Below are 24,012 nucleotides of genomic sequence, written 5' to 3' on the forward strand. Positions count from 1 at the left end.
TTTCGCGGGCATGGCCCGCTCCTACGCAAGATCCATAGCTCGCAGCCCGGATGCAAGCCGGGGCATGCGTGAGGCGGTACGATGACCTTTCCCGGATGGCATCCGGGCTACGAAGCGGCATCATCGGCCCTCCGCAAACAAGGTATCCAGCGCATCGAGCAGCCCATCGCTGGGCCGCGAAAAATACACCCCGGCGCTCGGCATGCCGCGCAGAAACAGGTAATAGGCGCCGCCCAGTTGGTCATTGCTGAAGTCGTCCAGGCGCTGACGCAGAAAGCGCCGCAACGCCACCAGATAGATCAGGTATTGCAGGTAGTAATGCTCGGCGGCCAGGGCTTGCAGCAGTCGTTCGCCGCCGTAGTAGCTGGCGTCCGGGCCGAGCCAGTTGGACTTGTAGTCGGCGATATACCAGCGCCCATCGTGCTCGAAGGTCAGGTCGATAAAGCCCTTGAGAAAGCCCTTGAGGCTGTCGAATTCCAGCCGCGCCGCTGCCTCGCGCATCGGTGCCGCCAGGCCATGGGCCGGGTCGCAGAGAATGGCGCGCAGGCGCTGCACATCCAACCCTGCCAGAGGGAAGGTAAAGCCCAGCTCAGGCAAACGCCGCGCCGGGTTGAGGCCGGCGAGGGTCAGGCCATTGCCATCCAGATCAGCGTCGATCACCAGTTGCAGGTGGGCCAGCGCCACCGTCTGCCAGTCGCTGCTGATACCGTGGCCGCTTAGCCCCGGCTCGATCAGCTCAGCCAGCGCGCCTTTGCCGCGCGCCCAGTCTTCGAGAATGGCGTGCAGGCAAGTACCGGCACGCGCACCACGGGGGAAGGCAAAGAAGCCGCTGCCCGGCTCGCTGGCATCCGGCAGCACCAGGCCGTCACGGTCCGGCGCTTCCATATGCATACCGGCGGCCAGCCCGGAGAAGCTGCCGATGCGCCAGGCGCTGTGCAGGCTGCGTTGCAGGCTGGCGAGTTGCTGCGGGGCTGGGGCACGCTGCTCATCGGCGGCGCTGGCCTCACCCTCACGCAGCGGCTGGATAATCATCTGGCCCTGGCTGCTGGCGATCAGTTGTTCAATTTCTGCACGCAAACCCTGCGGGCTAAGGCTTTGCAGATGACCAGCCAGCTCGGCCAAGGCATCCTCACCCGGCAACGCGCGGCCGTGCAGCAGCCAGGCCAGAGCGCTGCTGTGCAGGCCGCTGTCACCGAGGGTGCCGTCCTTTTTCGGTTTGCAGTCCACCGGCCCCCAGTGCAGCCACAGGCGATCCCGCGCACGGGTCAGGGCCACATAGGTGAGGCGCAGTTTTTCGGCGAAACGCTCATGACGGGCGCGCTCGCGGTGTGTGTCGAGCTGTTCGCTGCCGAGGTCCAGCAGCGGCGTGCCGTCGTCGGCGTGGCAGCTGATGTCTTCATGCTGGCGCAGCAGCGCGCCGTCCCACAGGTAGGGGCAGAACACCAGCGGGTATTCCAGGCCCTTGGAGGTGTGGATGGTGACGATCTGCACCCGTTCGGCATCGCTTTCCAGACGCAGCAGGGCGTCTTCGCCGTGGGCCTCAGCGCTGCGCTGGGCGTTGAACCAGGCGATTAATTGCTCCAGACCGGGGCGTTGCAGGCTTTCGGTTTGCAGCAGTTCGGCCAGGTGCAGCAGGTTGGTCAGGCGCCGTTCGCCATCGACCAACGCCAGCAGGCGCTGGGCCACCTGTTGCTCATCCAGCCAGGCGCGGAAGGCGCGCATAAAGCCCTGTTGCTGCCAGAGTTGATGGTAGCGTTCGGCGGCTTCGCGCTCGCGGTCCCAGGCTTGAGCGTCCTCACTGCAGGCGGCGAGATCGGCGGCACTACGACCCAGCAAACGGCTGGCCAGGGCATAACGCAATGCGCCCTCGCGGCCCGGCTCGGCATAGGCGGCGAGCACGGCGGACAGCTCATCGGCCTCCTCGCTGTGCCAGACGTTCTCCTTGCCTCGGCGCACGCTGGGCACACCACGGGCGGCCAGCTCGGCGGCCACTTCACCGGCCTGACGGTGACTGGCCACCAGCACAGCGATATCCCCGCCCTTGAGCGGTGTGCGCGTGCCATCCTGGTCAAAATAGGCCTGGCCCTGACTACTGGCGCTGAGCACCGCCGCAATGCGCCGCGCCGTATCCCGTGCCACCAATACGCCCGCTTCGCCCTTGCCCAGGTAGTCGTTATCCAGCCAGACCAATGCCAGCGGTGCGTCGGTTTCATCCTCAATACGCGGCAATACCAGTTGCGCCCGCGCCTTGCTGCTGGCCCCGACCTGTTGGTAAGCCAAGCCTTTCTCGGCAAAGGGCATGGACCGGTCGAACAGCTGATTCAGCGCGGCGATCAGCTCAGGCGTGGAGCGGTGGTTGGTGGCCAGGCTGTACTGGCGCGCGGCTTCACTGCGGGCCTTGAGGTAGGTCGCCAGATCCGCACCACGGAAGGCGTAGATGGCCTGCTTGGGGTCGCCGACAAAACACAGGTCGCCGGCGTCCTGATAAATACGGTGAAACACCCGGTACTGCACCGGGTCGGTGTCCTGAAACTCATCGATCAACGCCACCGGATACTGCGCACGCAGGGTGCTCGCCAGGTGCTCGCCGCCCTCGCTCTGCAAAGCCTGCTGCAGTTTGTTAAGCAGATCGTCAAAGGCCAGCAGCCGCTGCGCCGCCTTGCGCGCGGGCAGTTGCTCGTTGAGTTGATGGATCAAACGCACCTGCAGATCGATCAGGCGTTGCTCGGCCTCGGGTTGCGCGGCGTCGAGGGCATCGCAGAGTTCCTGTAGCGCAGCGGCCAGCGGATTGGCCGGGGCTTCGCAGCCCTTCTTGCTGGCCTTGTTCAAGCCTTCGCGGGCCAGGCGGCGATGCGCTTCGGTCTTGCTGAACAGCGCAGCGGCGTCGCTGAAATAACCGTCCAGCTCGGCCTGCCAAACGCCCAGCTTGGCTGGGTTGCACATATTGCTCTTGAAGCCATCGAAGGCCTTGAGCTGCGCCAGCCAGCCGGCGCTTTCACTCAACCAGAGGCGCTGCGTCTGCTGCCAGGCGGCGCGTAGGGCGCTCATTTCACTGCGCGTGCCCGGTTGCGGCTCGATGCGCAGGTACGGCTTGCCCAGGTGATTGCGCAGGCGCTGACGCAGAACTTGCGGGGTGATCTTCTGCTGCACCAGAAACGCCGCCCACTCCGGCTCGGCGCTGGCCAGCTCATGGCGCCAGAGGTCGGCGAGCAGGGCGTCGATAATTTCGCGGTCGTCGTGGGTCAGTTCGTTGTCGAAATCGCCACCCGCTTCAAACGCGGCGTCCTGCAAGGCGCGCTGGCAGAAGCCGTGGATGGTGAAGATCGCCGCCTCGTCGAAACCATGTACCGCCAGGAGCAAACGCCGATGACTGGCGGCATCCGGATACTGGGCATGCAGCTCGTTTAGCAACGCGTCGTCGCCAGGCCCCTGTTCGTAGACCACCAGCAGCTCGGCCAGACGTTTACGAATGCGCTCGCGCAGCTCGGCGGTAGCGGCGGTGGTAAAGGTCACCACCAGACTCTGGCTGACGTTGAGCTGCTTCTCCAGCAACAGGCGCGCGTACAACGCGGTCAGGGTCCAGGTTTTGCCGGTGCCGGCGCTGGCCTCGATCAACGAACGGCCGGTGAAGCTGTCGTGCAGCAGGTTCAGGCTGGCGCTGCTCATGCTTCGTCCTCGTCACTGCCTTGCAGGGCATCCAGCGCTGGGCCGTAGAGTTGTTCGGCCAGCGCTTCGAAGCGTTCGTCCAGCGGCTCACGGTCGCGGAAGGCTAGGGCGTTCCAGGGGTCTTGGCCTTCGCCGGTCATAAAGTCATTGCCTTGCCACATCACCCGCGCTTCGCTGCGGGCGGCGTCAATCGGCTCCTTGCGCCCAGGGTTGCGCCATTTGCGGGCAAAACCGTGGCTGCACTTGGCGAACAGCGGCAGCGGCTCGCATAACGCGCTTTTGTAGGCCTCCAGCCAGGGCAACAGCAGCTCACGGGCATTCGCCAACGCGCCCAGACGCCATTCGCTTTTCGGCGAGAGCAGGCGGCTGTCGCGGCTGATCTCGGGACTGGCGGCGCAGTTGAGCAGCAGGTGACGCAGCCAGAACGGCGCCAGCTCCCAGGCGCCGAGATCCCGCAGGCGGTAGTCGAACAGCCCGGCACTGGTCACGCCATCCAGCCAGCCGTGGATGCGTACGCCGGCCAGCTCGATATCGACCAACAGCGGTTGCGGCGCGTCATCCGGGCGCTCATCGAACAGCGTCGGGGCAAAGGCGCGGATCGGCCCGCGAATCTGTCCCCAGTGCGCCTGACCCAGCTCGCCCACCGGCAGCCAGCCCGACGCGGCGGCTACGGCGCGCTCCTGACGTTCGCTCCAACCCTGCTCGATGGCCTGCAAGGCCAACTGACGCAGGCCATGCTGGCTGGTCCACTCGACACTGAACGGCTCGTCGCCGGCCAGGGTTTCCTCGCTCTGCGCCAGGCGCAGGCCGAGGCGCTGTTCCAGCAGGTAGCGCGCCGGGTGTTTAAAGCAGTGAATCAGCTGGCTTGGTTCGATGCTTAACCAGTCCGCATCCGGCGCATCCAGAGCGCTGGCAAAGGGCGCGGGGGCTTGCACCGCCTGACTCAAGCGCTGCGCAGCGTGGAACCAGGGCGCGGCAAAGCCGGCATGGCGGTTGCCGGCGAAGTTGCCTGGCGCGAAGGGCTGCAACGGGTGGTGATGGGTGATATGGGCGCTGGCTCGTTTCTGGCCGGTCTGCTCGTCGCGGCTAAAGCCCCTCCCACAATCACCTTCACAAACAGCGGTGAGGTCGACCACATCCAGCAGTTCACTGACCAGCACCGAGGGCGGCAGCTCGGCGTTGCTGCGCGGGTCGCGGCCGACGTAACTCAGGTATAGGCCGCCACGGGCCGAAAGCAGGGTTTCCAGCAGCAGGTAGCGGTCATCCAGACGGCGTGCGCGGTCGCCACGGCGGGGCTTCTGGCTGATCAGATCGAAACCGGCGGCGGGGGTGCGCCGTGGCAGCGCACCGTCATCCAGGCCGAGCAGGCAGACCAGACGGAACGGCAGGCTGCGCATCGGCACCATGGTGCAGAAGGTCACCGCACCAGTGAGAAAACCCGAGGCGGCGCTGCCCTGCTCCAAGGCAGCGGTCAGCTGCTGACGAATCAGCGCCAGCTCAATCGGCCGCTCAACCCCCGAGGCCTCGCCCTGCTCCTTGAGCGCGGCGCAGGCCTTGGACAGCAGTAACAGGGTCTCGCCGGCCTCGCGCTCATCAAACAGCTGATCGATCAGCCCTTGCAGGCTCTCGGCCCATTCGCCCAGGGCGCGCGGCCGTTGCAGGCTCTGCGCCAGAACGGCCAGGCGCTCGACAAAACCCGCCAACCGCCCAAGCAGTTGTGCGCGGCCGCCTTCCAGCGCATCCAGCGGCCAACTGTCGCCCAGCAACGGTGCTGCCAGGCCTGCTAATTGCGGCGGCGCGGCAAAGCCCAGTAGCAGGCGATCCAGCCCTTGCCGCCAGGTAAAGGCCGCATCCGCCGGCAGGCCCAGTTGCTCGCGGTGCGTTGCATCGCGGCCCCAGCGCACGCCGGCGTCGCGCAACCAGTCGCGCAGCAGCGGTAAGTCTTCTGCCTCAATACCGACGCGGCGGGCGATGGCCGGCTGTTCCAGCCAGGCAAGGATTTCCTCGGCGGCGAAGCGGCTGTCCGGCAGCGCCAGCAGGTTGAGGAAGGCTTCGATCAGCGGGATTTCCGCACGCAGGCTGCGGTCGGCCAGGCTGAAAGGAATGCGCGGCACACCTTCGCGGGGGGCGAACACCGCCTCGATATAGGGCGCGTAACGCTCGATATCCGGGGTCAGCACCACCACCTGATCCGGAGTCAGGCCAGGCTCGGCGGCAAAGCGCGCGAGCAGCTGGTCATGCAGGATTTCCACCTCGCGCAGCGGCGAGTGGGCGACGTGCAGCTCCAGCGAGCGGTCGTCTTCGCGCAGCAGCAAACGTTCATCGGCGGTGCGGGTGCACAGGCGCAGGATGTCGTTCTGCAATGCCTGCAACAGGCTGGCGTCGTGCAGATCAACGTCTTCGGAATACAGGCCGATTTCCTGACTGCCCTCGCTGGAAGCAAGGCTAAACAAGCTGTCGAAAAAGTCGCGACCCTGCTTGCCCAGGCTTGCCAATAACGGATGGCCGACATCCAAATACCAATCGTCCGGACTGAGTTCGGGTTGTCTGGCCAACTCACGGATATCGCGAATCTCCCCCCAGGCTTCGCGGCACGGGTTAAGGGCGAAAACAATCACCTGGGTATGCCGCGCCAGGCCTTCGAGCACGCGCATATGGTGCGGCGGCAGCGAGCTGATGCCGAACACCAGCACGCGCTCGGGCAGCCCGGCGATGGGCGTGGCGTCATACAGGCGGGTGAGCAGCTCTTCCAGCAGACGCGCGCGGTGCGGGTGGCCGTCTTTGGTCAGCTCACGCCAGAGCAGCGCCTGCCAGCCTTCATCCGGGCCGAGATCGAGCAAGTCGTTGCGCTCCCAGCTGGCCAACCAATCGTCGCGATACAGCAGGTATTGGTCGAATACGTCGGCGATCTTCACGGCTAATGACAGCCTGCGGCGTTCATCGCCACCTTCCAGGTAATGCGCCAGGCGCGGCGCTTCGGCCAGGTGAGCCGGTTCGCACAGCCAGTCATACAGGCGCCAGCTCAGGCTGCTGGGACTAAAAGCCGATTGCTCCGGCAGCTGGCCCAAAGCCAGGCGCGACAAGTCCCAGACAAACTTGGCCGGCAGCTGCACCTCCAGCTGCATGGCGATGCCCTGCTTGCGCGCCAGCTCCAGAGTCAACCAGCGCCCCATGCCCTGGCTCGGTACCACCACCAACGCCGGCGCAAAGGGCTCGCGCATCGGCGTGGCGAGCAGGGTGGTGGCCAGCTCGCCAAGGGTTTCCAGATCGGGGGCGTGGTAGAGAGTGAGCATCGGAGGGGGCGCTTCCGTTCAGTAGCGGGCAAGAACCTGCTTACGATCTGCTGCGCGTCGGCCTGGCGGCGTTAAAAACAGCCTCGGAATGCTCATTTACAGCTCGTAAACTCCGCTTCCTCGGCCGTTTTTGCCTTGCCCGGCTCTAGCTCGCTAGATCGTAAACAGGTTCTAAGGTTATCAGCTCACGCAGCCTGGCGGGATTACGCGACAGTCTGTGTCGCGCGCTGGCGCGGATGGCCAACCCCAGCTAAAGCTAATTACAGGGCCTGCGCTTCTACAAGATGGGCCTTTATAACAAGTAAAAACCACGCGTCACGCTGCAACCGGGCTGACGCGCCAGGGAGCAGCACCATGCTCACCCTGCTTAATCTTCTGTCTGCCGTCGCCTTGCTGATCTGGGGCACCCATATCGTCCGTACCGGCATCCTGCGGGTGTATGGCTCGCACCTGCGCAAGGTGCTTAGCCATAACGTCAGCAAGCGGCCGCTGGCCTTTGCCGCCGGCATCGGCGTTACCGCGTTGGTGCAGAGCAGCAACGCCACCGCGCTACTGGTCACCTCGTTTGTCGCCCAGGGCCTGATGGCGTTGACTCCGGCGCTGGCGATCATGCTCGGTGCGGATGTCGGCACGGCGCTGATGGCCCGCGTGCTGACCCTAGACCTGAGCTGGCTGAGCCCGCTGCTGATCTTTCTCGGGGTGGTGTTCTTTCTCTCGCGCAAACAGACCCGCGCCGGCCAACTCGGCCGCGTAGCCATCGGCCTAGGCCTGATGCTGCTGGCACTCGAATTGATCGTCGCCGCGGCCACGCCAATCACCCAGGAGCAGGGCATCCGCGTGCTGTTTGCCTCACTGACCGGCGACCTGCTGCTGGATGCGTTGGTCGGCGCCTTGTTCGCGCTGATTTCCTATTCCAGCCTGGCCGCCGTGCTGCTCACCGCAACGCTGACTGGCGCTGGCTTAATCAGCCTGCCGGTGGCCATCGGCCTGGTGATTGGCGCGAATATCGGCAGCGGCGTGCTGGCCTTTCTCACCAGCAGCCTGCAAACCCCGGCAGGCCAGCGCGTGGCCCTGGGTAGCCTGCTGTACAAGCTGATTGGCCTGCTGCTGGTGATGCCGTTCCTCGACCCGCTGGCCAACTGGCTGGACAGCCTGAACTGGCGCCCCGAAGAGTTGGTGATCGCTTTCCACCTGCTCTACAACGGCCTGCGCTGCGTGCTGATGCTGCCCACAGTCGGATTGATGGCGCGCTTCTGTAACTGGCTGCTACCGGATCGCCCAGACGAAAACGGCGTCGCCCGCCCGCGCCATCTCGACCCCACCGCGCTGGCCACTCCCAGCCTGGCGCTGGCCAATGCGGTGCGCGAAACCCTGCGCATCGGCGACCTGATCGAGACCATGCTCAGCCACCTGCTGGAAGTGCTGCACGGTGGGCAAACCGCCCTGGGCAAAGAGCTGCGCCGCCTGGATGATGATGTCGATGCGCTCTACAGCGCGGTCAAACTCTACCTGGCGCAGGTGCCACGCGAGGTGCTGAGTGAGCACGACAGCCGGCGCTGGGCGGAGATCATCGAACTGGCGGTCAACCTTGAGCAGGCCGGCGACATCATCGAACGCATGCTCGGCAAAGTGCAGGATCAGAAGACCGCGCAGCGCCATTCGTTTTCAGACAGCGGGCTGGAGGAACTCACCACCCTGCACGCCCAGTTGCTGGCCAATCTGCGCCTGGGCCTCTCGGTGTTTCTCTCCGCCGACAAGGAAAGCGCGCGCCAGCTGCTGCGCGAGAAACGCCGCTTCCGCGCCCAGGAGCGCCGCCTGGCCCACGCCCATGTCAGTCGTCTGCACCATCAGGTGGTGCAAAGCATCGAAACCAGCGCCCTGCACATGGAGCTGATCGCCGATATGAAACGCCTCAACTCGCTGTTCTGCGCCAGCGCTTATGTGGTGCTGGAAAGCAGCGAGACAGGCGACCTGCATCACGAGGACGGCGGCGCGGAGTAACAACACAAGCAAATTGGTCTATACCACCAAACCTTAGTTGGGTTGAGGCAATCCAGGGCATAGGCTTTAAGTTGGCGTGCGGCATTGCAACAGTTCTGCCATCAATGCTCGCTAATACTGCTCAACTCCAACAACAAAAGAGCGCCTTCCCTATGAAAACCCTCACCTCCCTGGTCGTTGGTCTAGGCCTGGCTTTTAGTGCCAGCCACGCCAGCGCCTGGTCGCAACCTACACACAAGAATATCGTCAAGGACGCCCTGGCCTTCCTCAACTCGGCGCACGCCACGCCCGAGATGAAACGCGCCTACCAGTTCTACGTCGGCGCAGCTGGCAGCGAAGCCCGCGCGGGGGAAATCCTCGGCCAGGCAGCCTACGACGTCGATGACTTCCAGGACACCCGCCTGGGCGGCTGGTGGGTCGGCTACGAGCACGCGCCGGTGTATGGCGCAGCGGCTTCGCTGGTCAACTACACCTCCTATTGGCACTTTATCAACATGGCCCGCCAGGGCGACGCCCACGGCAACGACCACGGTGGCTACGACTACCGCTACCGCAAGGTGGACGGCAGCTGGAGCGGCGACGTCGACTGGTACGCCATGGTCTACCTGTACAACCGCGAGCTGAAGAAGAGCGACTTCGACACCACCGAAGCGCACTACCGTCAGGGCACCTACTCCAACTGGCAGACGCACTACGGCGACTTCCAGACGGCGGCCTTCCAACCCATCGATAACCTGGCCAAGTACTGGTTCGATCAGTTCAAGAACGCACCGTCCCTGCAAACCATCGGTTACTCGCTGCACACCACCGGCGATGTCGCGCAGCCGCACCATGCCTGGGTTACGTCGGGCAATGGCCACTCCGGCTGGGAAGGCTGGGTGGACGACCACTACTTCAGCGAAGGCCTGAACAATATGGCGGCAGTGGCCAACCGCGTCGGCAGTTACGACCCGCAGAAGCCGATCCGCGATCTGCTGACCCAGACCGCCCAGGTCGCCTACCAGCGCCCCGAGCCACTGTACGACACCAGCTACGCCACCCGCCTGCGAGTGGCCAAGGAGCTGATTCCCGAATCTATAGCTCTCACCGTCAGCGTGCTGACCAAGGGTGCCAACACCTTCTACGGCCAGGGTGGCCTGTAAGGTGCGCGCGATCATCCAGCGCAGTTTGCTGGTACTGGGGCTGACCGGCATCTGCCTGTCAGCCCTGGGCAGCCAGGACATGCGCATCAACGGTGAACGCCTGCCAGGCAAAAGCATCGGCCTGCTGGAGCAGGCCATGACCCGGGTCAAATTCAATACCGACCTGCGCCTGCTGCGCACAGGCCTGGCGGAAAACCACGTGCTGGCCCGCGAGGTGGAAGCCGAGCTGAATGCCAAGTACAGCGGCGATCTGGATGCCTTAGTCGAGCGCGAAGCCGCCAACCTGATCGAGCAGGTCTACGGCCGCCAGTTCGACCACGATGTGCGGCCCTTCCTGCGCCAACCACAAGCGCTGAGCAGTGCACGGCTGCGCCAGGTGCTGACCATGCAGACGCAAGGCGTGGTGCTCGATAGCCTGCAACTGAGTCCCCAACAGCAGGCCGACGCCGCGCAGGTGCAACTGATCAGTTGGCAATTCCCCGGCCAGGCCGAACAACGCCTGAATCTGCTCGAGCTGTATCAGGGTGATAACGTACAAGGTCGAGTGGAGCTGCAGCAGGGCAACCTGGTGTACCTGGCCGAACAGGTGCGTCAGCAGGCGCTGCGTGACTACCTCTGGTATCAACTCGGAGAGAAAGGCTTCAGCGCGGACGAACAAGCCGGCATCCGCCAATTGGTGCGCGACAAACTGATCCGCCACAAGTACCTGCATCAGCTTGGCCTGCACAACGACTTCCACCATGAGACCACCAGCCTGCGCGAGCGCGCAAGCCGGGTCAGCGATGCGGATGCCGAGGCCTACTACCAGCGCAACCTGCAGCTCTACCTGAACGTTGCTCAGGTGCAGGCCAGCCATATCCGCCTGGCTGATCAAGCCGGTGCCGACCGGGTGTATGCCGAACTGCAAAAGGGTCTGAGCTTCGATGACGGCGTGCGCCGCTACTCACTGGCCGAAAACAAGAACCACACGCCACCCGGTGACCTTGGCCTGATTCGCCCACAGGATGCGCAGCTGGACTTTCTGCGCAAGACCGCCCTGCTGCAGAAGGCCAATAGCATTTCCCAGCCGATGCTGATCGACGGCGCGTTCGAGATCGTCCAGGTGCGCAGCCGTGAGGATCGCCAGCTGCCACTCAGCGATCCGAGCGTGCGTTATGAGGTCAACCAGGCCGTCGCCAAGGAACAGCTGACACAAGCCTTCCAGGCCCGCGTCGACGCCCTGCTGGCCAACGCCAAGGTAGAAGGGCTATGAAGGCCTGGCTCGGCATCGGCCTGCTCGGCGTGATCACGGCCGTGACCATCGTCGTTGTGCGCACACTCCAGGCCGACACCGCGCCAACCGTTGCGCCCCAGACGGCAACGCCACCCAGCACACCCATTCGCTTGCCAGAGATGCCCGCCGCGCAGCCGACACAACAGCCAGAAGCAATCCCAGCGCCTGCAGAAAAGCCTGTGGACGCGCCGCCCAGTGAGCCGCACCTGAATGCCCAGGAAGCGCAAATGCTGATCCAGCTAATGGCCGACCAAGGCGACCCTCGCAGCCCGGCCCTAGGCCAACTCAAACCGCGCCAACCCGCATCCGCCGTCCAGCTGGCCGACCCGGCGCAGTACAACGCCTTCGAAGAACAACAAACCCGCGACCAGATCATGGCCTACGCCAGCGGCGTGCAGCAGATCCCCGCAATCCGCGAGCGCATCGAACAAGCCGCGCAATCCGGCGAACGCAGCCCAAGCGAACTCATTGAGGCCCGCGCCGCGCTGGAGCAGCTGGAAATGCTGCAGAGCAAACTGCAGAGGGAGAGGCCGGAGTTGTTGCCAGAGTCGCCCCTACAAAAACCCTAAATAGTGAAAAGCAGTCACGGGAAGTTTAATCAGTCTGCTCTAGAGAAGAGAGCGGGTAAGCCTGTCGAAGATACTGCTCATGGACGATTATTGACTCATAGTATTTCACTACACATCGCCACTCAAAACTGCAGCACTGAGACACTTTGCTCGCTGCACGGCAAAGTCTTTAACTTATCCAAAACCAAGCTTAGATGCCTGTCGAACTGGCTTTTGTTGGAAAAAATATAAAAAGGCCAATCAACATATTGGTTTGAATGCGGGCTAAGCCAAGAGGATTCAAGACAGATTATCTTCTTGGGCCGATCAATTATTACGCTCTTAAACTCACTCCAGTTGTACTCGAAGGTATTGTAGTCAGTATGCATTTCTTGGAATTTCTTTGAGTTGGCTAAGCCTAGGTACAGCAGCCCCATACCACCAGGCCCTGCAAGAGCAATCAATGCAGAAGAAGGATCAAGCGCGATAACAAACATAACGGCGATAGCGGCAATAACCGTCAGCCACTTCAGGGCAATCATCCAGCCTTTACCGGGGGCTTTCCATTCGCATACTTCAATACCTAGCTCGGTAAAGCGGTATGCAAATTTAGTTTTTTGATGCGTAGCCCCGTATAAAGCGAGAAAAAACATTATAAACCCTGGCACCGCAATAAAAAGTGTTTCTGAAACTGAAAAATGAGCACTTCTATAGAGTAGAAAATAGCTAAAGACAGACACGACGACTAACATAAATACAAACATCGCGTTCGCGACGGTTGTATTGTATGGCCGAGCATTTATTCTCCATTCCAACAGAGTGGGAAGATTGGCGTGCTTCCACTGATGATGCTCTGGTAGCTCAATGGGTTTGTTCCAAGGGAGAGCACGAGTAAGCCTGTCGAAGATACTACTCATGGACGATTATTGACTCGCATTCGGAATGTTCAGGGTAAGCAGTTGAGTGCCCTGTGAAGAGAGCACCATATCCGCATTGGGTTCCTTGCTGAAGGCATCACTTTTCAGGTCGGCCTCATCCGAAAATTAATCTACAACAAAGCGAAAAATACAATCCGCTCGTGGCGATTGTCAGCGTTTGTTAAGAAACACACTGTCAATATACGTAGGCGCATCGTGCAAATGAAAATAGAAGTCCAGAAACGGCCCACTCAACTCAGCCATCAGTAAATATCAAAAGCCTCATATGCTGATGGAATGCCAGGCAACTTCTCCCCAACCACGCCTAGGGTGCTATTAAGCTGGATTTCCTTACAATATAAAAAAAGCACACCTTTATCTATCGATTGCTGAGACGTGTTGAAGTAGTCAAAGTGCAGACCTATAACAGGCCGCTTGGGGTGAATTGATATTTTTTTATACCTATCCCAACTGTGGTCGCGGTGATGATACTCGGTGTGCATTTCCTGGTATTTACTGGAGTTAGCAAGGCTTAGATAAAGTAACCCCATACCACCTGGGCCGGCGAGCGCAATCCAGAATGCTGAGGGATCAAGAGCGATAACAAATATAACAGCGATAGCGGCAATAACCGTCAGCCACTTCAGCGCAATCATCCAGCCTTTGCCGGGGGCTTTCCACTCGCAAACTTCAATACCTTGCTCGGTAAAACGGTAAGCAAATTTAGTTTTTTGGTGAGTGGTACCGTATACGGCCGCCATTGTTAATAAATAAAACGGCATACCTATTGCTGCTACTGATATGGACTCAGGGTTAAATAACCCGCCCATCCATCCAAACATCAGCGTCGCAAATACGAATACAACTAGAAACATTCCGTTGGCGACGATTATATTGTACGGTCGCGCCTTTATTCGCCACTCCAACAGCGCGGGAATATTGGCGTGCTTCCACTGGTGATGCTCTGGTAGTTCAATGGGTTTATTCCAAGGAAGAGCACGGGTAAGCCTGTCGAAGATACTGCTCATAGACAATTATTGACTCGCATTCGGAATGCTAAGGGTAAGCAACTGAGTACCCTGGGAAGAGAGCACCATATCCGCATTCGGTTCCTTGCTGAAGGCGTCACTTTTCAGATCGGCCTCATCCGCAGACGAATCCACAGCGAGGCGGAACATATAGCCGCGGCCATTGGCGCTTGCTAGCACCTGCTCCGGGTAGCGCACCTCTAGCTCCAGCATGGGGCGGCGTTGATAGGCCACCCAGGTTTGCCAGACGCGGTGCTGCGCCTCCTTTTTATAGGTGCAGTCCCCAGGTAGCGCGCCACTGGGGCGTTGCGCAGGCGGCTGGCCGAACTGCTCCACGGGTGCCCAGTGGCCCTCAAGAAGCTGGTTGTAAAATTTATCTGACATACCTTGCATAAGGCTGTCGGAGAACCAGCCACTGTCGACCATGGCCGGCTGCAGTTTGACGCTTGTACCGGCCAGCTCAGACGGCAGCAAGAGCTGTAACCAGAAGCCTGTGTACGTACGGGGGCCGCGATCGTAGTAAGGCAGACTGGTCGCTTTGGCTACCAAGTTGGGACGCAGACAAATCTCGCGCAGGGTTCGCAGTTCGTCCTTGTGGTCCTCGTCGCTGTGGCTCCAGGTGGGGGCTTTACCCCAACTGCAGCGATACAGCCAAAGGCGTAAACCCTCGCGCTTGTACTGGTTGGCGATCATGCTGGATATCAGGTAGATCACACCAAGCAGGGCGATAATGATGGTGACCGGATTAGACATAACCCAGGCAAAGCCAAACCAGAAACCAAGACTGCTACCAATTAACTGCGCACCTGCCAGTGTTGTCATACCCATCAGAGTGTACATTTTGACATTCAGAGCAACTTGTTCGGTTGCGCTGGTAGCCTTATCAACATCCTTGGACACCTGCCAGGCCTCGACGCCGGCAGCAATGGCACCGAATGCCGCCATGCCTGCCGTGCGCAAAGCGAGGCTGCGAGCCAAACGGCCATATTGAGAGTTTATGCCCCAAGCCTTTACTCCGACCTGAGCAAGCTGAACGGTTTTTTCGTTCACGACGGCCTTGATGCCCGCCCACTTGTTCCAAGCCGGCACCACCCACAGCGCCATCAAGGCGTTGGCCGTATAGGCCGCGTTGGCACTCACCGTGCGCAGCTCATCGGCGCTAAGAATGCCGTCGTTGTTGGCCTTGCCCAGAGTGTTGAGGAAGTTCCAGATATTCAGCCCAGCAACCAGTACCGGCAGGCTGCCCCCAAGCTCCTGATTGACCCATTGGCGGCTGCGGGCGGCATGCCCTGCCGCGTTTTTTACCTTGAGTTGCAGCTGGTCGAGCAACTCCGATTGCCCCAGCGTGGCCAGCCACATATTTACCTGGCGGGATTGCACCGTGGTAATGCGGGTTTCGCTAACAATGGCTCCAACTACCTCGTTGGGCCTCTGCAGGTTGAGGGTTTCCCGCTGTTGTTCCAGCCCCCCCAACTGAATACGTGCCGAGCGCTTGTCGGGGCCTTTGCCAGGGAGTGCAAGGGTGCGCTGCAAGCCTTTGATCTGCTTCTCTAGCTGGGCGAACTGCATTTGCCATTTGCGGTTTTTCTTGGCGAAGTCGGCATCAATAACCAACTGTGTCTGGGTCGATATTTCCGTTGAAACCAAAACCTGGGTGACGCTGTAGGCAAAAATTCGCACCTTGGGGGCGAACTCTGTGCTTAGGGCAGGCAGCAGCGTAAAGGCGATCAGATTCCAGCTGTTCTTGGCTTTTTGCCCGACTACATTGCGCAGCGTTTCAAAGGCTCGCTTGGCAGGTTCGGAAAGGCTTTTATACAGTTGGCTGCTCTGCACGCTGGGTAGATCAAGTACGGACTTAACTTCATTGGTTCGAGTGGCCTCGCTGGTGGTATCAGAGAGCCCGCCATGGGCCTGGCCGCTGCCATCACCCTGTCGGCCTTGGTCATCGATAGTGCCGTATGTGCTGAAGTTGGCAGAGACCTTGTCAATCAATGCTGAAAGCTCTGGATTGAAGTTGAACAGTGCCAGGCCGGCTAGCGTGGTTGGGCGGCCGTACTGTTTACAGAGCCAGCGCTTACCCGTATCGCTTGCGCCTAATTGCTCGTAGAGGTTGGCCATGGTGGCGAGCAATTCGGTGGTTTGCTGCGGGTGACAGGGGTCGTAAGAGACCTCCTCGGCTTTAGGACTGAGACTTTCCAACCACGCGAGCAGATCAGTTTCGCTGCGCTGAATATGGCCATTCAGACGCTCTATTTCATCGGAGCGCTCCTGCAGGTAGGACCAGGCCTCATCGAAGCGAACATCTTCACGCCAGATTTTTTTCTGGTGCCACTCTTCAACCAGTAATTGCCACTTTGGCCCTGAAGGTAGCGTGCCCCACGTCGTGCGGAACTGCTTCTGAGCTTGCTGAACATTCAAGGATTTCAGCGTCAGAGTTGCGTCACTGCCATTGTGATGGCGTAGCTGCGCTTCTTTATCGAGCAGGTTGTGGGCATCTTTGATAAATGCCTGCTTACGGGTGGGACTGGCAGCAACCGCCTTGGGTATATAGGGCGCCAGTTCAACGCCGCAGAGCTTCTGTACCAAAGTGGCGCTACTGGTTTTGTTGCCGTGTTGCGTTTCGGCTGCAGCAAGCTCCAACCAGCGCCCCTGCAGGTTCATCGCCAGATCATCAACAACCGCCAGTGGATCGTCCAAGGCGACAAAGAGGGCGCTGTCTTGATCAGGCACACTGCCTAGCACCAAAGCCTGGTCAATGGGTTGCTTGCAGGGGCGAGACGCGTCTGTTGCGCTCGCGGCCACCAAGCAGCTGTTGAAAGTCGGCGCTTGTCCTCCGGCGAGGATATCGGCAACGGCACTGCCGAGCTCACGAATTGGCGCAGCGTGAGCGGCCTGCATGGTGTTGCAGTACTGCGACAAGTCCAGCGCGCGCATCCAGCGTTTTTGCTCCTGCGGGTTGCTGCGCATTTTTTCGCATAGTCGCCACGTCCACTGCACTGGCGCGTAGGCAATAAGCAGGCGGTTACGCCGTGGATAAAGCAGATAGGGTTTAGCGGCACCCGGATTGCTGCGCTCGTCTTTGCCTAGCTGCGCACTGCCCCACTGATGGCGAATAAACTGGTGCCCCTGCACCTGATACTCATGAAGGGTGCGGTCGGTTTCATCCCACACATAGAGCCAGCCATCGCGGAGCTGACGCAGGGTATAACTGCGCGTTTTGAGTGACGGTAAATGCGTACTGGACCAGCCTTTAGCTAATGGGTTGGGCCCCTGGGCGCTACCGCGTGCAGGTGACTCATCTATCGCATAACGAACGGGGTAGATCGCGATCTCACCTGCTTTAAGAGGGCACTGCCCGCTTGCACTGGCGGGCTTGTTCTCGAAAGCCTGATTACGCTTGGCTTGTTGCAGGGTTTTATCGGAAGTTGTCGTGCTCATGGAGATCCGTTCCTTTAGCCGGCAAGGCAGTCTTCATCCAGCGCTTGAATGCGCAGCTCTGGAGGCAATGTTTGGGCATCTGGTGTCTTGGCTAACCACGCAAGGTAAGGACTATCAGCGCGCGTGACGAAATCGTTACCCCAACACGCGCAGCGCTCGATCCAAATGGCAATGCTTCGCTCGTTGACCAGGCCCCAGGCCTCGGCATCCTGCAGGCGTTGCTCCAACCAATGGCCACACTCCTGCTCGCCCAGGCCCGACAAAGTCTGTGGGTAATCTCGGCTTACCCAGTCATAAAGACGCTCTTTGAAGCTCCGCCGATATGCTTGCTCCAGCGCCTGAACCTGTTCGTCTGCAAGATGATTAAGCTTGCTTTCCAGTACAGGGCTGTTCGGCTGCGGACGGTAGGAATGCCATTGCGTGGTCGCGGTAGCGGCCCAGCTAGGCGGCGACAGCGGTACAAGCCACTCACTGATCGGGCCAAGCAGGCTTTGATAGGCCGATGACGGGTAACTGCTTAACCAATATGAAGCCACCAATGGATCGGCAAAGCGGAAAAGGCTGTAGCTACCAGCGCTGTCGGTGACCGTGATGAACTGGCTAAGGTGATCAGCTACATCGTTCAATGAAGCAGAGCTTTGTATGTGGCTAGCTTGCCGCTGAAGCACCGGGCTGTGCTGCAACTCATGCAACAAGGATGAGTGCACGTCGAGCCCCACGAGGATAGGACCTAGCTCCTTAACTGCATCCCAGCGGCTGGCGTTGTAGATGGGAATTACTTCAATCGACTCTCCGGTGACATAAAGCCATTGCAGAGCGTCCTGACGGAGTACGCCATCAATGAGCAGAAAGTCCTTGCTCATGCTTTGGACTCCGCCTGTTTGGTCTGCTCGCAGATTTCACAGCGTGGTGTGGCTCTCAGCAACGCTTGCCGCTGCGCCTGAATCAACAGCTCGCCCGCCTTATCCGCATCCGCCTCTTTAACCTTGCCCGGCAATACCGGCGCCGCCCCCGACCCACTCCCCGGCGCGCCGCCGGAGTTGAATTTGATGATCGGGCCGACCATGGTGATGCCACCGGCATCCAGCTTGATAAAGCTACCGGCGGCTTTGAGGGTGAGTTCGCTGCCGGCTTCGAGCACGACTTTCTGGCCGCTGGAGAGGTGGATTTCCTGCCCGGCGTTGATGAACTGGCCTGTGCCGATTTTGATGTGCTGGTTGTTGCCGACGGTGAGGTGGTCGTTAGCTTTGATTTCGCTTTTGCGGTCGGCATGGGTGGTGCGGTGTTCTTCGGCTTTGAATTCGCTGTAGCTATTGGCTTCGACGCTGTCGTGGCGCTCGTTGCCGATGCGGATTTTCTGGTCGTGCTCGATGTTTTCATCCCAGTCGCGCTCGGCGTGGATGTAGATCTGTTCAGCGCCCTTTTTGTCTTCGATACGCAGCTCGTTATAGCCGCCACCGCCGGGGCTGCTCAGGGTCTTGAACAGGCTGCGGGTCTTGTTCGCCGGCAAGGCGTAGGGCACCACGTGTTCGGCGTGGTACAGGCAGCCGGTGACCAGCGGTTGATCGGGGTCGCCTTCGAGGAAGGTGATCAGCACCTCCATGCCCACGCGCGGGATGGCGATGCCGCCGTAGCGGTCGCCGGCCCAGCTTGAACTTACGCGCAGCCAACAACTGGTTTTGTCGTCGGCTTGACCTTCGCGGTCCCAGAAGAACTGCACCTTGATCCGGCCGTACTCGTCGCAGTGAATCTCTTCACCCGCAGGCCCGGTGACCACGGCGCTTTGGCTGCCGAGGATGCGCGGTTTCGGGTGGTTGAGCGGCGGGCGATACAACACGGTCCAGGGCGTGGCGGTAAAGCGGTTGCGGTAGCCCTGCTGGAAACCGTCGCTGACTTCGGTGTGACTGGTCACCGACTCTTCCAACACCTGCGGCTGTTTGCCCTCGTGGTGGATTTCGGTGAGCAGCCAGAGGTCGTTCCAGCTGGCGCGCGGGTGCTCGGTCAGGGCCAGGAAGTGGCCGCTGACCAGCAGCGGCTGATCGCCGTCGCCTTGCGCCAGTTCGAAGTCGTGTCGATGGCGTTCAAGAATGCGCTGGCTAAGGTGTTTGCCGCGCTCGCGGTCGACAAAACGGCCGGGGTAGTCGTAATCCTCAAGGTCTGGTTTGAACGCGCTCTTGGCGTCCGCCTCCATCAGCAGCTTGGGTTTTTCGAAGTCGTAGTCGCGGCGGGTCACCCGGCTTGAACGGGTTTCCACGCGCACGCCGAAGCGCTTGATTACTGGTTTGTCGGCGACCAGGCCGCTGTCTTGTTGATAGGCGGTTGGCGCAAGTTTGGGAAACGGCGTCTGGTCGTCGCCGAAGACCACTACATGGCCTTGTTCGCTGTGCTGGAAGTGGTAGTGAATACCCTCTTCCTCGCACAGGCGCTGGACGAAGTGCAGATCGGATTCGTCGTACTGCACGCAGTACTCACGCTCGGGGTAAATCGAGCCGAGTTGGAATTGGTAGGCGTTGGCCTGAATGCCGTGCTCTTGCAGCACTTGGCTGATGATCTTCTCCACCGTCAGGTGCTGGAAGATGCGTTGGTTGCTGCGGTGTGCCAGGTACGCCAGTTGCGGGCGCAAGGTCACGTGGTAGCGGGTCAGGCGCTTGCCGGATTCGCCCTGGGCGACGCGGTAGATCTGCCCGTGAATGCCGTGGCCGGCCTGATCGAACGCGAGAAAGGCGGCCTGATGCAGCAGGCTTTCCAAATCCAGGTCAGGACGTTCGCTGACCAGTTCCAGTTCGAACTCGAAGGGCTGACTGATCGCCTCGCGACCGGTGAATTCGAGCACCTGCAGGTCGTGGCTTACACCTTCGATCGTCAGGCTGAAATGCGTCTGGTTGGCGGCGGCGAACATTCGTTGTTCCTCTCGTTTCGTTCCATGAATCAAACCACTGCGCATTTCTAAACCAGGCTTGGCATGGAGGCCGTGCCTGTTCGCGATTTTGCGCGATGCCTGTCAGCGTTTGGCGACGCAGGTCTCACTAGAAACGCAGCGGCCAGGACAAGCCTGGCCGAAGCGGTATTGCGTGAACTCAGCCAATGCTTAGAACCTGCATACGATCTGCTGCGCGTCGGCTAAACGGCGTTGAAAGCGGCCTCGGAATGCTCATTTACAAATCGTAAACTCCGCTTCCTTGGCCGCTTTCGCCCCCGTTTATCTCTAGCTCGCGAGATCGTAAATAGGTTCTTAGGCGGAGATCGGGGTACGCCAGTCGTCGGAGCCAGAAGTACCGGAGACTTCGTGGGTCCAGACGATTTTGCGGTAGGTGAAGTACACGTCTTCCAGGTGAGTGAAGTGCGACATGTTCGGGTCCTGGCAGTTCGGCATACGCGACTGCACGTCAACGATCACGGCATCTTCCAGCTCGATGGTGAAGTAGTGCTCTTGAGTACCGGTAGAGGAAGTGCGGTACCACTCCAGACGGCACTTGGACAGACGCTCACCGGAGGTCAGGGAGTTGAAGATCAGCGGCGAGGATTTGTCGAAGACTTTGGTGATCATCAGCGGCTTGTGCACGCGCTGACCAGTCGGCTGACCGGACTGCGGATCACGCGGGATGATGACCTGGTGGTTAAAGGCTTGAACCAGGATTTGGTCTTCGTGACCTTCCTGGAAGATGTTACCGACGGAATCTTCGGTGAAGGTGCCAGCGGTGATCAGGCCTTGTTTGGTGCCTTCGAGGGACAGATACGCGGGTGTTGGCATGAGTGCTTTCCTTGCCTTGGGTCATGGATCTGCAGTGATCCGGGAACTCCCCCTATAGCGACAAGCATGCCAATTAAATAAAACCCTTATAAATCAGTGCCTTACTGAAAATAAATTTATATAGCTCAAGACAATGCGCACTGGATCACTGAAAGCTGAGCAAGTTGTTGCGCAAGGCTGCGCAATTTTCTGCGCAGCAGGCTGCACGTCAGTATCAGCAAGGCCTGTAGATGGATACCCACAGACTTATCAACAGCCTGCTGCGCAATAAACTGCGCAGCAGGCTGGCGCCACAGGTTCGGCTCACGCCGTGCCGTTAGCCCGCCGACGCCGCTGCAGCCAGACCACCAGGGCGAACAGCAGGAAGCCCGGAATCCACATCAGCTCCTTGGTCCAACGATCCGTTGGCGCGCGAACGCTGATGATTTGCTGGTCAAACTCCAGACCGGCTTCGGCCGCCGGGCTGCCGAAGGTGACGCTGTCGACCAGCACCTTGCCGCCCTCTTCGTAGGTCAGCAGGCCGAGTTTCTCCAGGCGTTCTTCGCCGCTGGCACCATCCGGCACGGGCAGCAGCAGGCTGAATTCACGGGCATCGCCCACCGCATTCTCACCCTTGATGCGCAGGCGCAGTTGGCTGCCGTCGGCCACATCACCCAGGGCCTGGGCCAGTTGCGCTGGCGGGATGTCGCGGTAAGGGTCGTGCACGATGTCCATCCAGAAGCCCGGACGGAACAGGGTGAAGGCCACCAGCAACAGCAGCACGCCTTCGTACCAGCGGCTGCGTACCAGGAAGTAGCCCTGGGTGCCGGCCGCGAAGATCAGCATGGCGATGGTCGCCACGATGAAAATCAGCACGCCGTGCCAGAAGTCCACGTCGATCAGCAGCAGGTCAGTGTTGAAGATAAACAGGAACGGCAACACCGCCGTGCGCAGGCTGTAGTAGAAGGCCTGAATGCCGGTCTTGATCGGATCGCCCTTGGACACCGCTGCAGCGGCGAACGAGGCCAGGCCCACCGGCGGCGTCACGTCGGCCATGATGCCGAAGTAGAAAACGAACAGGTGCACGGCGATCAGCGGCACGATCAGGCCGTTCTGCTGGCCGAGGGTGACGATCACCGGCACCAGCAGGCTGGATACCACGATGTAGTTGGCGGTGGTCGGCAGGCCCATGCCCAGCACCAGGCTGAAGATCGCCGTGAGCACCAGCATCAGCAGCAGGTTGCCCATCGACAGCAGCTCGACCAGATCGGCCAGCACCAGGCCAACCCCGGTTTGCGACACCGCGCCGACGATGATCCCGGCGGCCGCCGTGGCAATACCGATACCGATCATATTGCGCGCGCCAGCAATCAGGCCCTCGCGCAGGTCGATCAGGCCATCCATAAACGAGCCGTGGGCGTGCGTGCCATCGGTGCGCAGCCAGCTCAGCAGCGGACGCTGAGTGAGCAGGATGATTACCAGCATGACGCTGCCCCAGAAGGCCGACAGGCCGGGAGACAGGCGCTCGATCATCAGGCACCAGACCAGCACCACCACCGGCAGCAGAAAGTGCAAGCCAGAGAGCAAGACGGCGCGGGTTTGCGGCAGCTTGTCGAGCGGCGCGTCCGGGTCTTCGGCAGGCAATACCGGCACGCTGGCAGCGATTTTCAGCAGGCCCAGGTAGACCAGCGCCAGCAGCGCGCCGATACCCGGCAGGGCGTATTCACCCAGCGCCGGCTTAAGCCAGCCGAGGCCGTAATACACCGCCAGCGACAGCCCGCTGATCAGCGCCGCACCGAAGGCGAAACCGGTCAGGCGGCGCAGCCAGGGTTTGGGCTGATGCCCGGGCACCGGCTGCAGGCCGAGCTTGAGCGATTCCAGATGGACGATATACAGCAGTGCGATATAGGAAATCGCGGCAGGCAGGAAGGCGTGCTTGATGATCTCGACATAGGGCATGCCGATGTATTCGACCATCAGAAAGGCCGCCGCCCCCATCACCGGCGGCATGATCTGACCATTCACCGACGACGCCACTTCCACCGCGCCGGCCTTCTCGGCCGAGAAGCCGGTGCGCTTCATCATCGGAATGGTGAAGGTGCCGGTGGTCACCACGTTGGCAATCGACGAGCCGGAAATCAGCCCGGTCAAGCCGGACGCAACCACGGCCGCCTTGGCTGGGCCACCACGGAAGTGGCCGAGCATGCTGAAAGCCAGCTGAATAAAGTAATGCCCTGCGCCAGCGCGTTCGAGCAAGGCGCCAAACAGCACGAAGAGAAACACGAAGCTGGTGGATACGCCGAGGGCGATGCCGAACACCCCTTCGGTGGTGATCCACTGGTGGTTGGCCATGGCATTGAAGCTGACCCCACGGTGCGCCAGCATCCCCGGCATATAGGGCCCGGCCAGGCTGTAAACGAGGAACAGCAGAGCGATGATCGCCAGTGGCGGGCCAAGTACGCGGCGGGTGGCTTCCAGCAGCAACGGGATGCCGATGCATGCGGTGAGCATATCCGCAGTGGTCAGGCTACCGGGGCGCAAGGCCAGCTGCTGGTAGAAAATAAACAGGTAGGCGGCGCTGGCGGCAGCGACCAGGCCCAGGGCGATATCCAGCAGCGGTATGCGGTCACGCGGCGACTTGCGAAAGGCGGGGTAGGCGAGAAACGCCAGCAACAGGGCAAACGCCAGGTGGATAGAGCGGGTTTCGGTGTCATTGAACACGCCAATGCCGAACACGAACGGCAGCGGCGAGGCGATCCACAGTTGAAACAGCGACCAGAGCAGAGCCAGGCCGGTGATCACCTGGGCCATGGCCCCCAGCGGGGTGCGCGCACCGACATCCTGGGCGATCAGTTCTTCGGTGGACAGTTGCTTGTCATGCATGGGTTGAACCTGCATTCGAGAATACGGAAAACGGCAAAACCCGCAGCCTTGCAGCTGCGGGTTTGCTTATCTAGAGACACTAGCCCGTTTGGG

The 24,012-nt window shown here is 60.7% G+C and carries 13 protein-coding genes; 4 read left to right on the forward strand and 9 right to left on the reverse strand.

What is annotated here, in order from left to right:
* Positions 1–120: 120 nt before the first annotated feature.
* Together recB and recC are read right to left on the reverse strand one after the other, a co-directional pair.
* Positions 121–3,666, reverse strand: coding sequence for an exodeoxyribonuclease V subunit beta (recB, locus tag Q8O69_RS16270; RefSeq protein WP_305593277.1), 3,546 nt, complete (start codon positions 3,664–3,666; stop codon positions 121–123).
* Positions 3,663–6,959: an exodeoxyribonuclease V subunit gamma gene (recC, locus tag Q8O69_RS16275; protein ID WP_305593278.1), complete on the reverse strand. Its 3,297-nt coding sequence runs from the start codon at positions 6,957–6,959 to the stop codon at positions 3,663–3,665. The genes recB and recC overlap by 4 nt, the downstream gene beginning before the upstream one ends.
* A gap of 354 nt (positions 6,960–7,313) precedes the next feature.
* On the opposite strand from recC, the gene Q8O69_RS16280 reads away from it, so the two are divergent.
* From Q8O69_RS16280 to Q8O69_RS16295, 4 genes are all read left to right on the forward strand, one after another.
* On the forward strand, positions 7,314–8,960 hold the full coding sequence (locus Q8O69_RS16280) for a Na/Pi cotransporter family protein (RefSeq protein WP_305593279.1): 1,647 nt from the start codon (positions 7,314–7,316) through the stop codon (positions 8,958–8,960).
* A gap of 152 nt (positions 8,961–9,112) precedes the next feature.
* Positions 9,113–10,102: a hypothetical protein gene (locus Q8O69_RS16285; protein WP_304863624.1), complete on the forward strand. Its 990-nt coding sequence runs from the start codon at positions 9,113–9,115 to the stop codon at positions 10,100–10,102.
* A gap of 1 nt (position 10,103) precedes the next feature.
* Positions 10,104–11,354 carry a peptidyl-prolyl cis-trans isomerase gene (locus tag Q8O69_RS16290; RefSeq protein ID WP_305593280.1) on the forward strand — a complete coding sequence of 417 codons (1,251 nt, stop codon included), beginning with the start codon at positions 10,104–10,106 and terminating at the stop codon, positions 11,352–11,354.
* Positions 11,351–11,944 carry a hypothetical protein gene (locus Q8O69_RS16295; protein WP_305593281.1) on the forward strand — a complete coding sequence of 198 codons (594 nt, stop codon included), beginning with the start codon at positions 11,351–11,353 and terminating at the stop codon, positions 11,942–11,944. The genes Q8O69_RS16290 and Q8O69_RS16295 overlap by 4 nt, the downstream gene beginning before the upstream one ends.
* 122 nt (positions 11,945–12,066) lie before the next feature.
* Here Q8O69_RS16295 and Q8O69_RS16300 read toward each other — a convergent pair whose 3' ends face one another.
* The 7 genes from Q8O69_RS16300 to Q8O69_RS16330 all read right to left on the reverse strand — a co-directional run bounded on the left by Q8O69_RS16300 (position 12,067) and on the right by Q8O69_RS16330 (position 23,919).
* Positions 12,067–12,840 (reverse strand): hypothetical protein, encoded by a 774-nt coding sequence (locus Q8O69_RS16300; RefSeq protein WP_305593282.1) that lies wholly within the window; start codon positions 12,838–12,840, stop codon positions 12,067–12,069.
* Between the two features lie 263 nt (positions 12,841–13,103).
* Entirely contained in the window at positions 13,104–13,868 is a 765-nt protein-coding gene (locus Q8O69_RS16305; RefSeq protein ID WP_305593283.1) for a hypothetical protein, read from the reverse strand.
* 6 nt (positions 13,869–13,874) lie between these two features.
* Positions 13,875–17,306, reverse strand: coding sequence for a T6SS effector BTH_I2691 family protein (locus tag Q8O69_RS16310; RefSeq protein WP_305593284.1), 3,432 nt, complete (start codon positions 17,304–17,306; stop codon positions 13,875–13,877).
* A gap of 14 nt (positions 17,307–17,320) precedes the next feature.
* The gene (locus Q8O69_RS16315) at positions 17,321–18,169 is read right to left on the reverse strand and encodes a DUF4123 domain-containing protein (protein ID WP_305593285.1); all 849 of its coding nucleotides are present in this window, start codon (positions 18,167–18,169) and stop codon (positions 17,321–17,323) included.
* Positions 18,166–20,205: a type VI secretion system tip protein TssI/VgrG gene (gene tssI, locus Q8O69_RS16320; protein ID WP_305593286.1), complete on the reverse strand. Its 2,040-nt coding sequence runs from the start codon at positions 20,203–20,205 to the stop codon at positions 18,166–18,168. The genes Q8O69_RS16315 and tssI overlap by 4 nt, the downstream gene beginning before the upstream one ends.
* 333 nt (positions 20,206–20,538) lie before the next feature.
* Entirely contained in the window at positions 20,539–21,057 is a 519-nt protein-coding gene (locus Q8O69_RS16325) for an Hcp family type VI secretion system effector (RefSeq protein ID WP_108490538.1), read from the reverse strand.
* A 303-nt stretch (positions 21,058–21,360) separates the two neighbouring features.
* Entirely contained in the window at positions 21,361–23,919 is a 2,559-nt protein-coding gene (locus Q8O69_RS16330) for a TRAP transporter permease (RefSeq protein ID WP_305593287.1), read from the reverse strand.
* Between the last annotated feature and the right edge of the window lie 93 nt (positions 23,920–24,012).

Source organism: Pseudomonas sp. (assembly GCF_030690725.1).
Taxonomy (GTDB): domain Bacteria; phylum Pseudomonadota; class Gammaproteobacteria; order Pseudomonadales; family Pseudomonadaceae; genus Aquipseudomonas.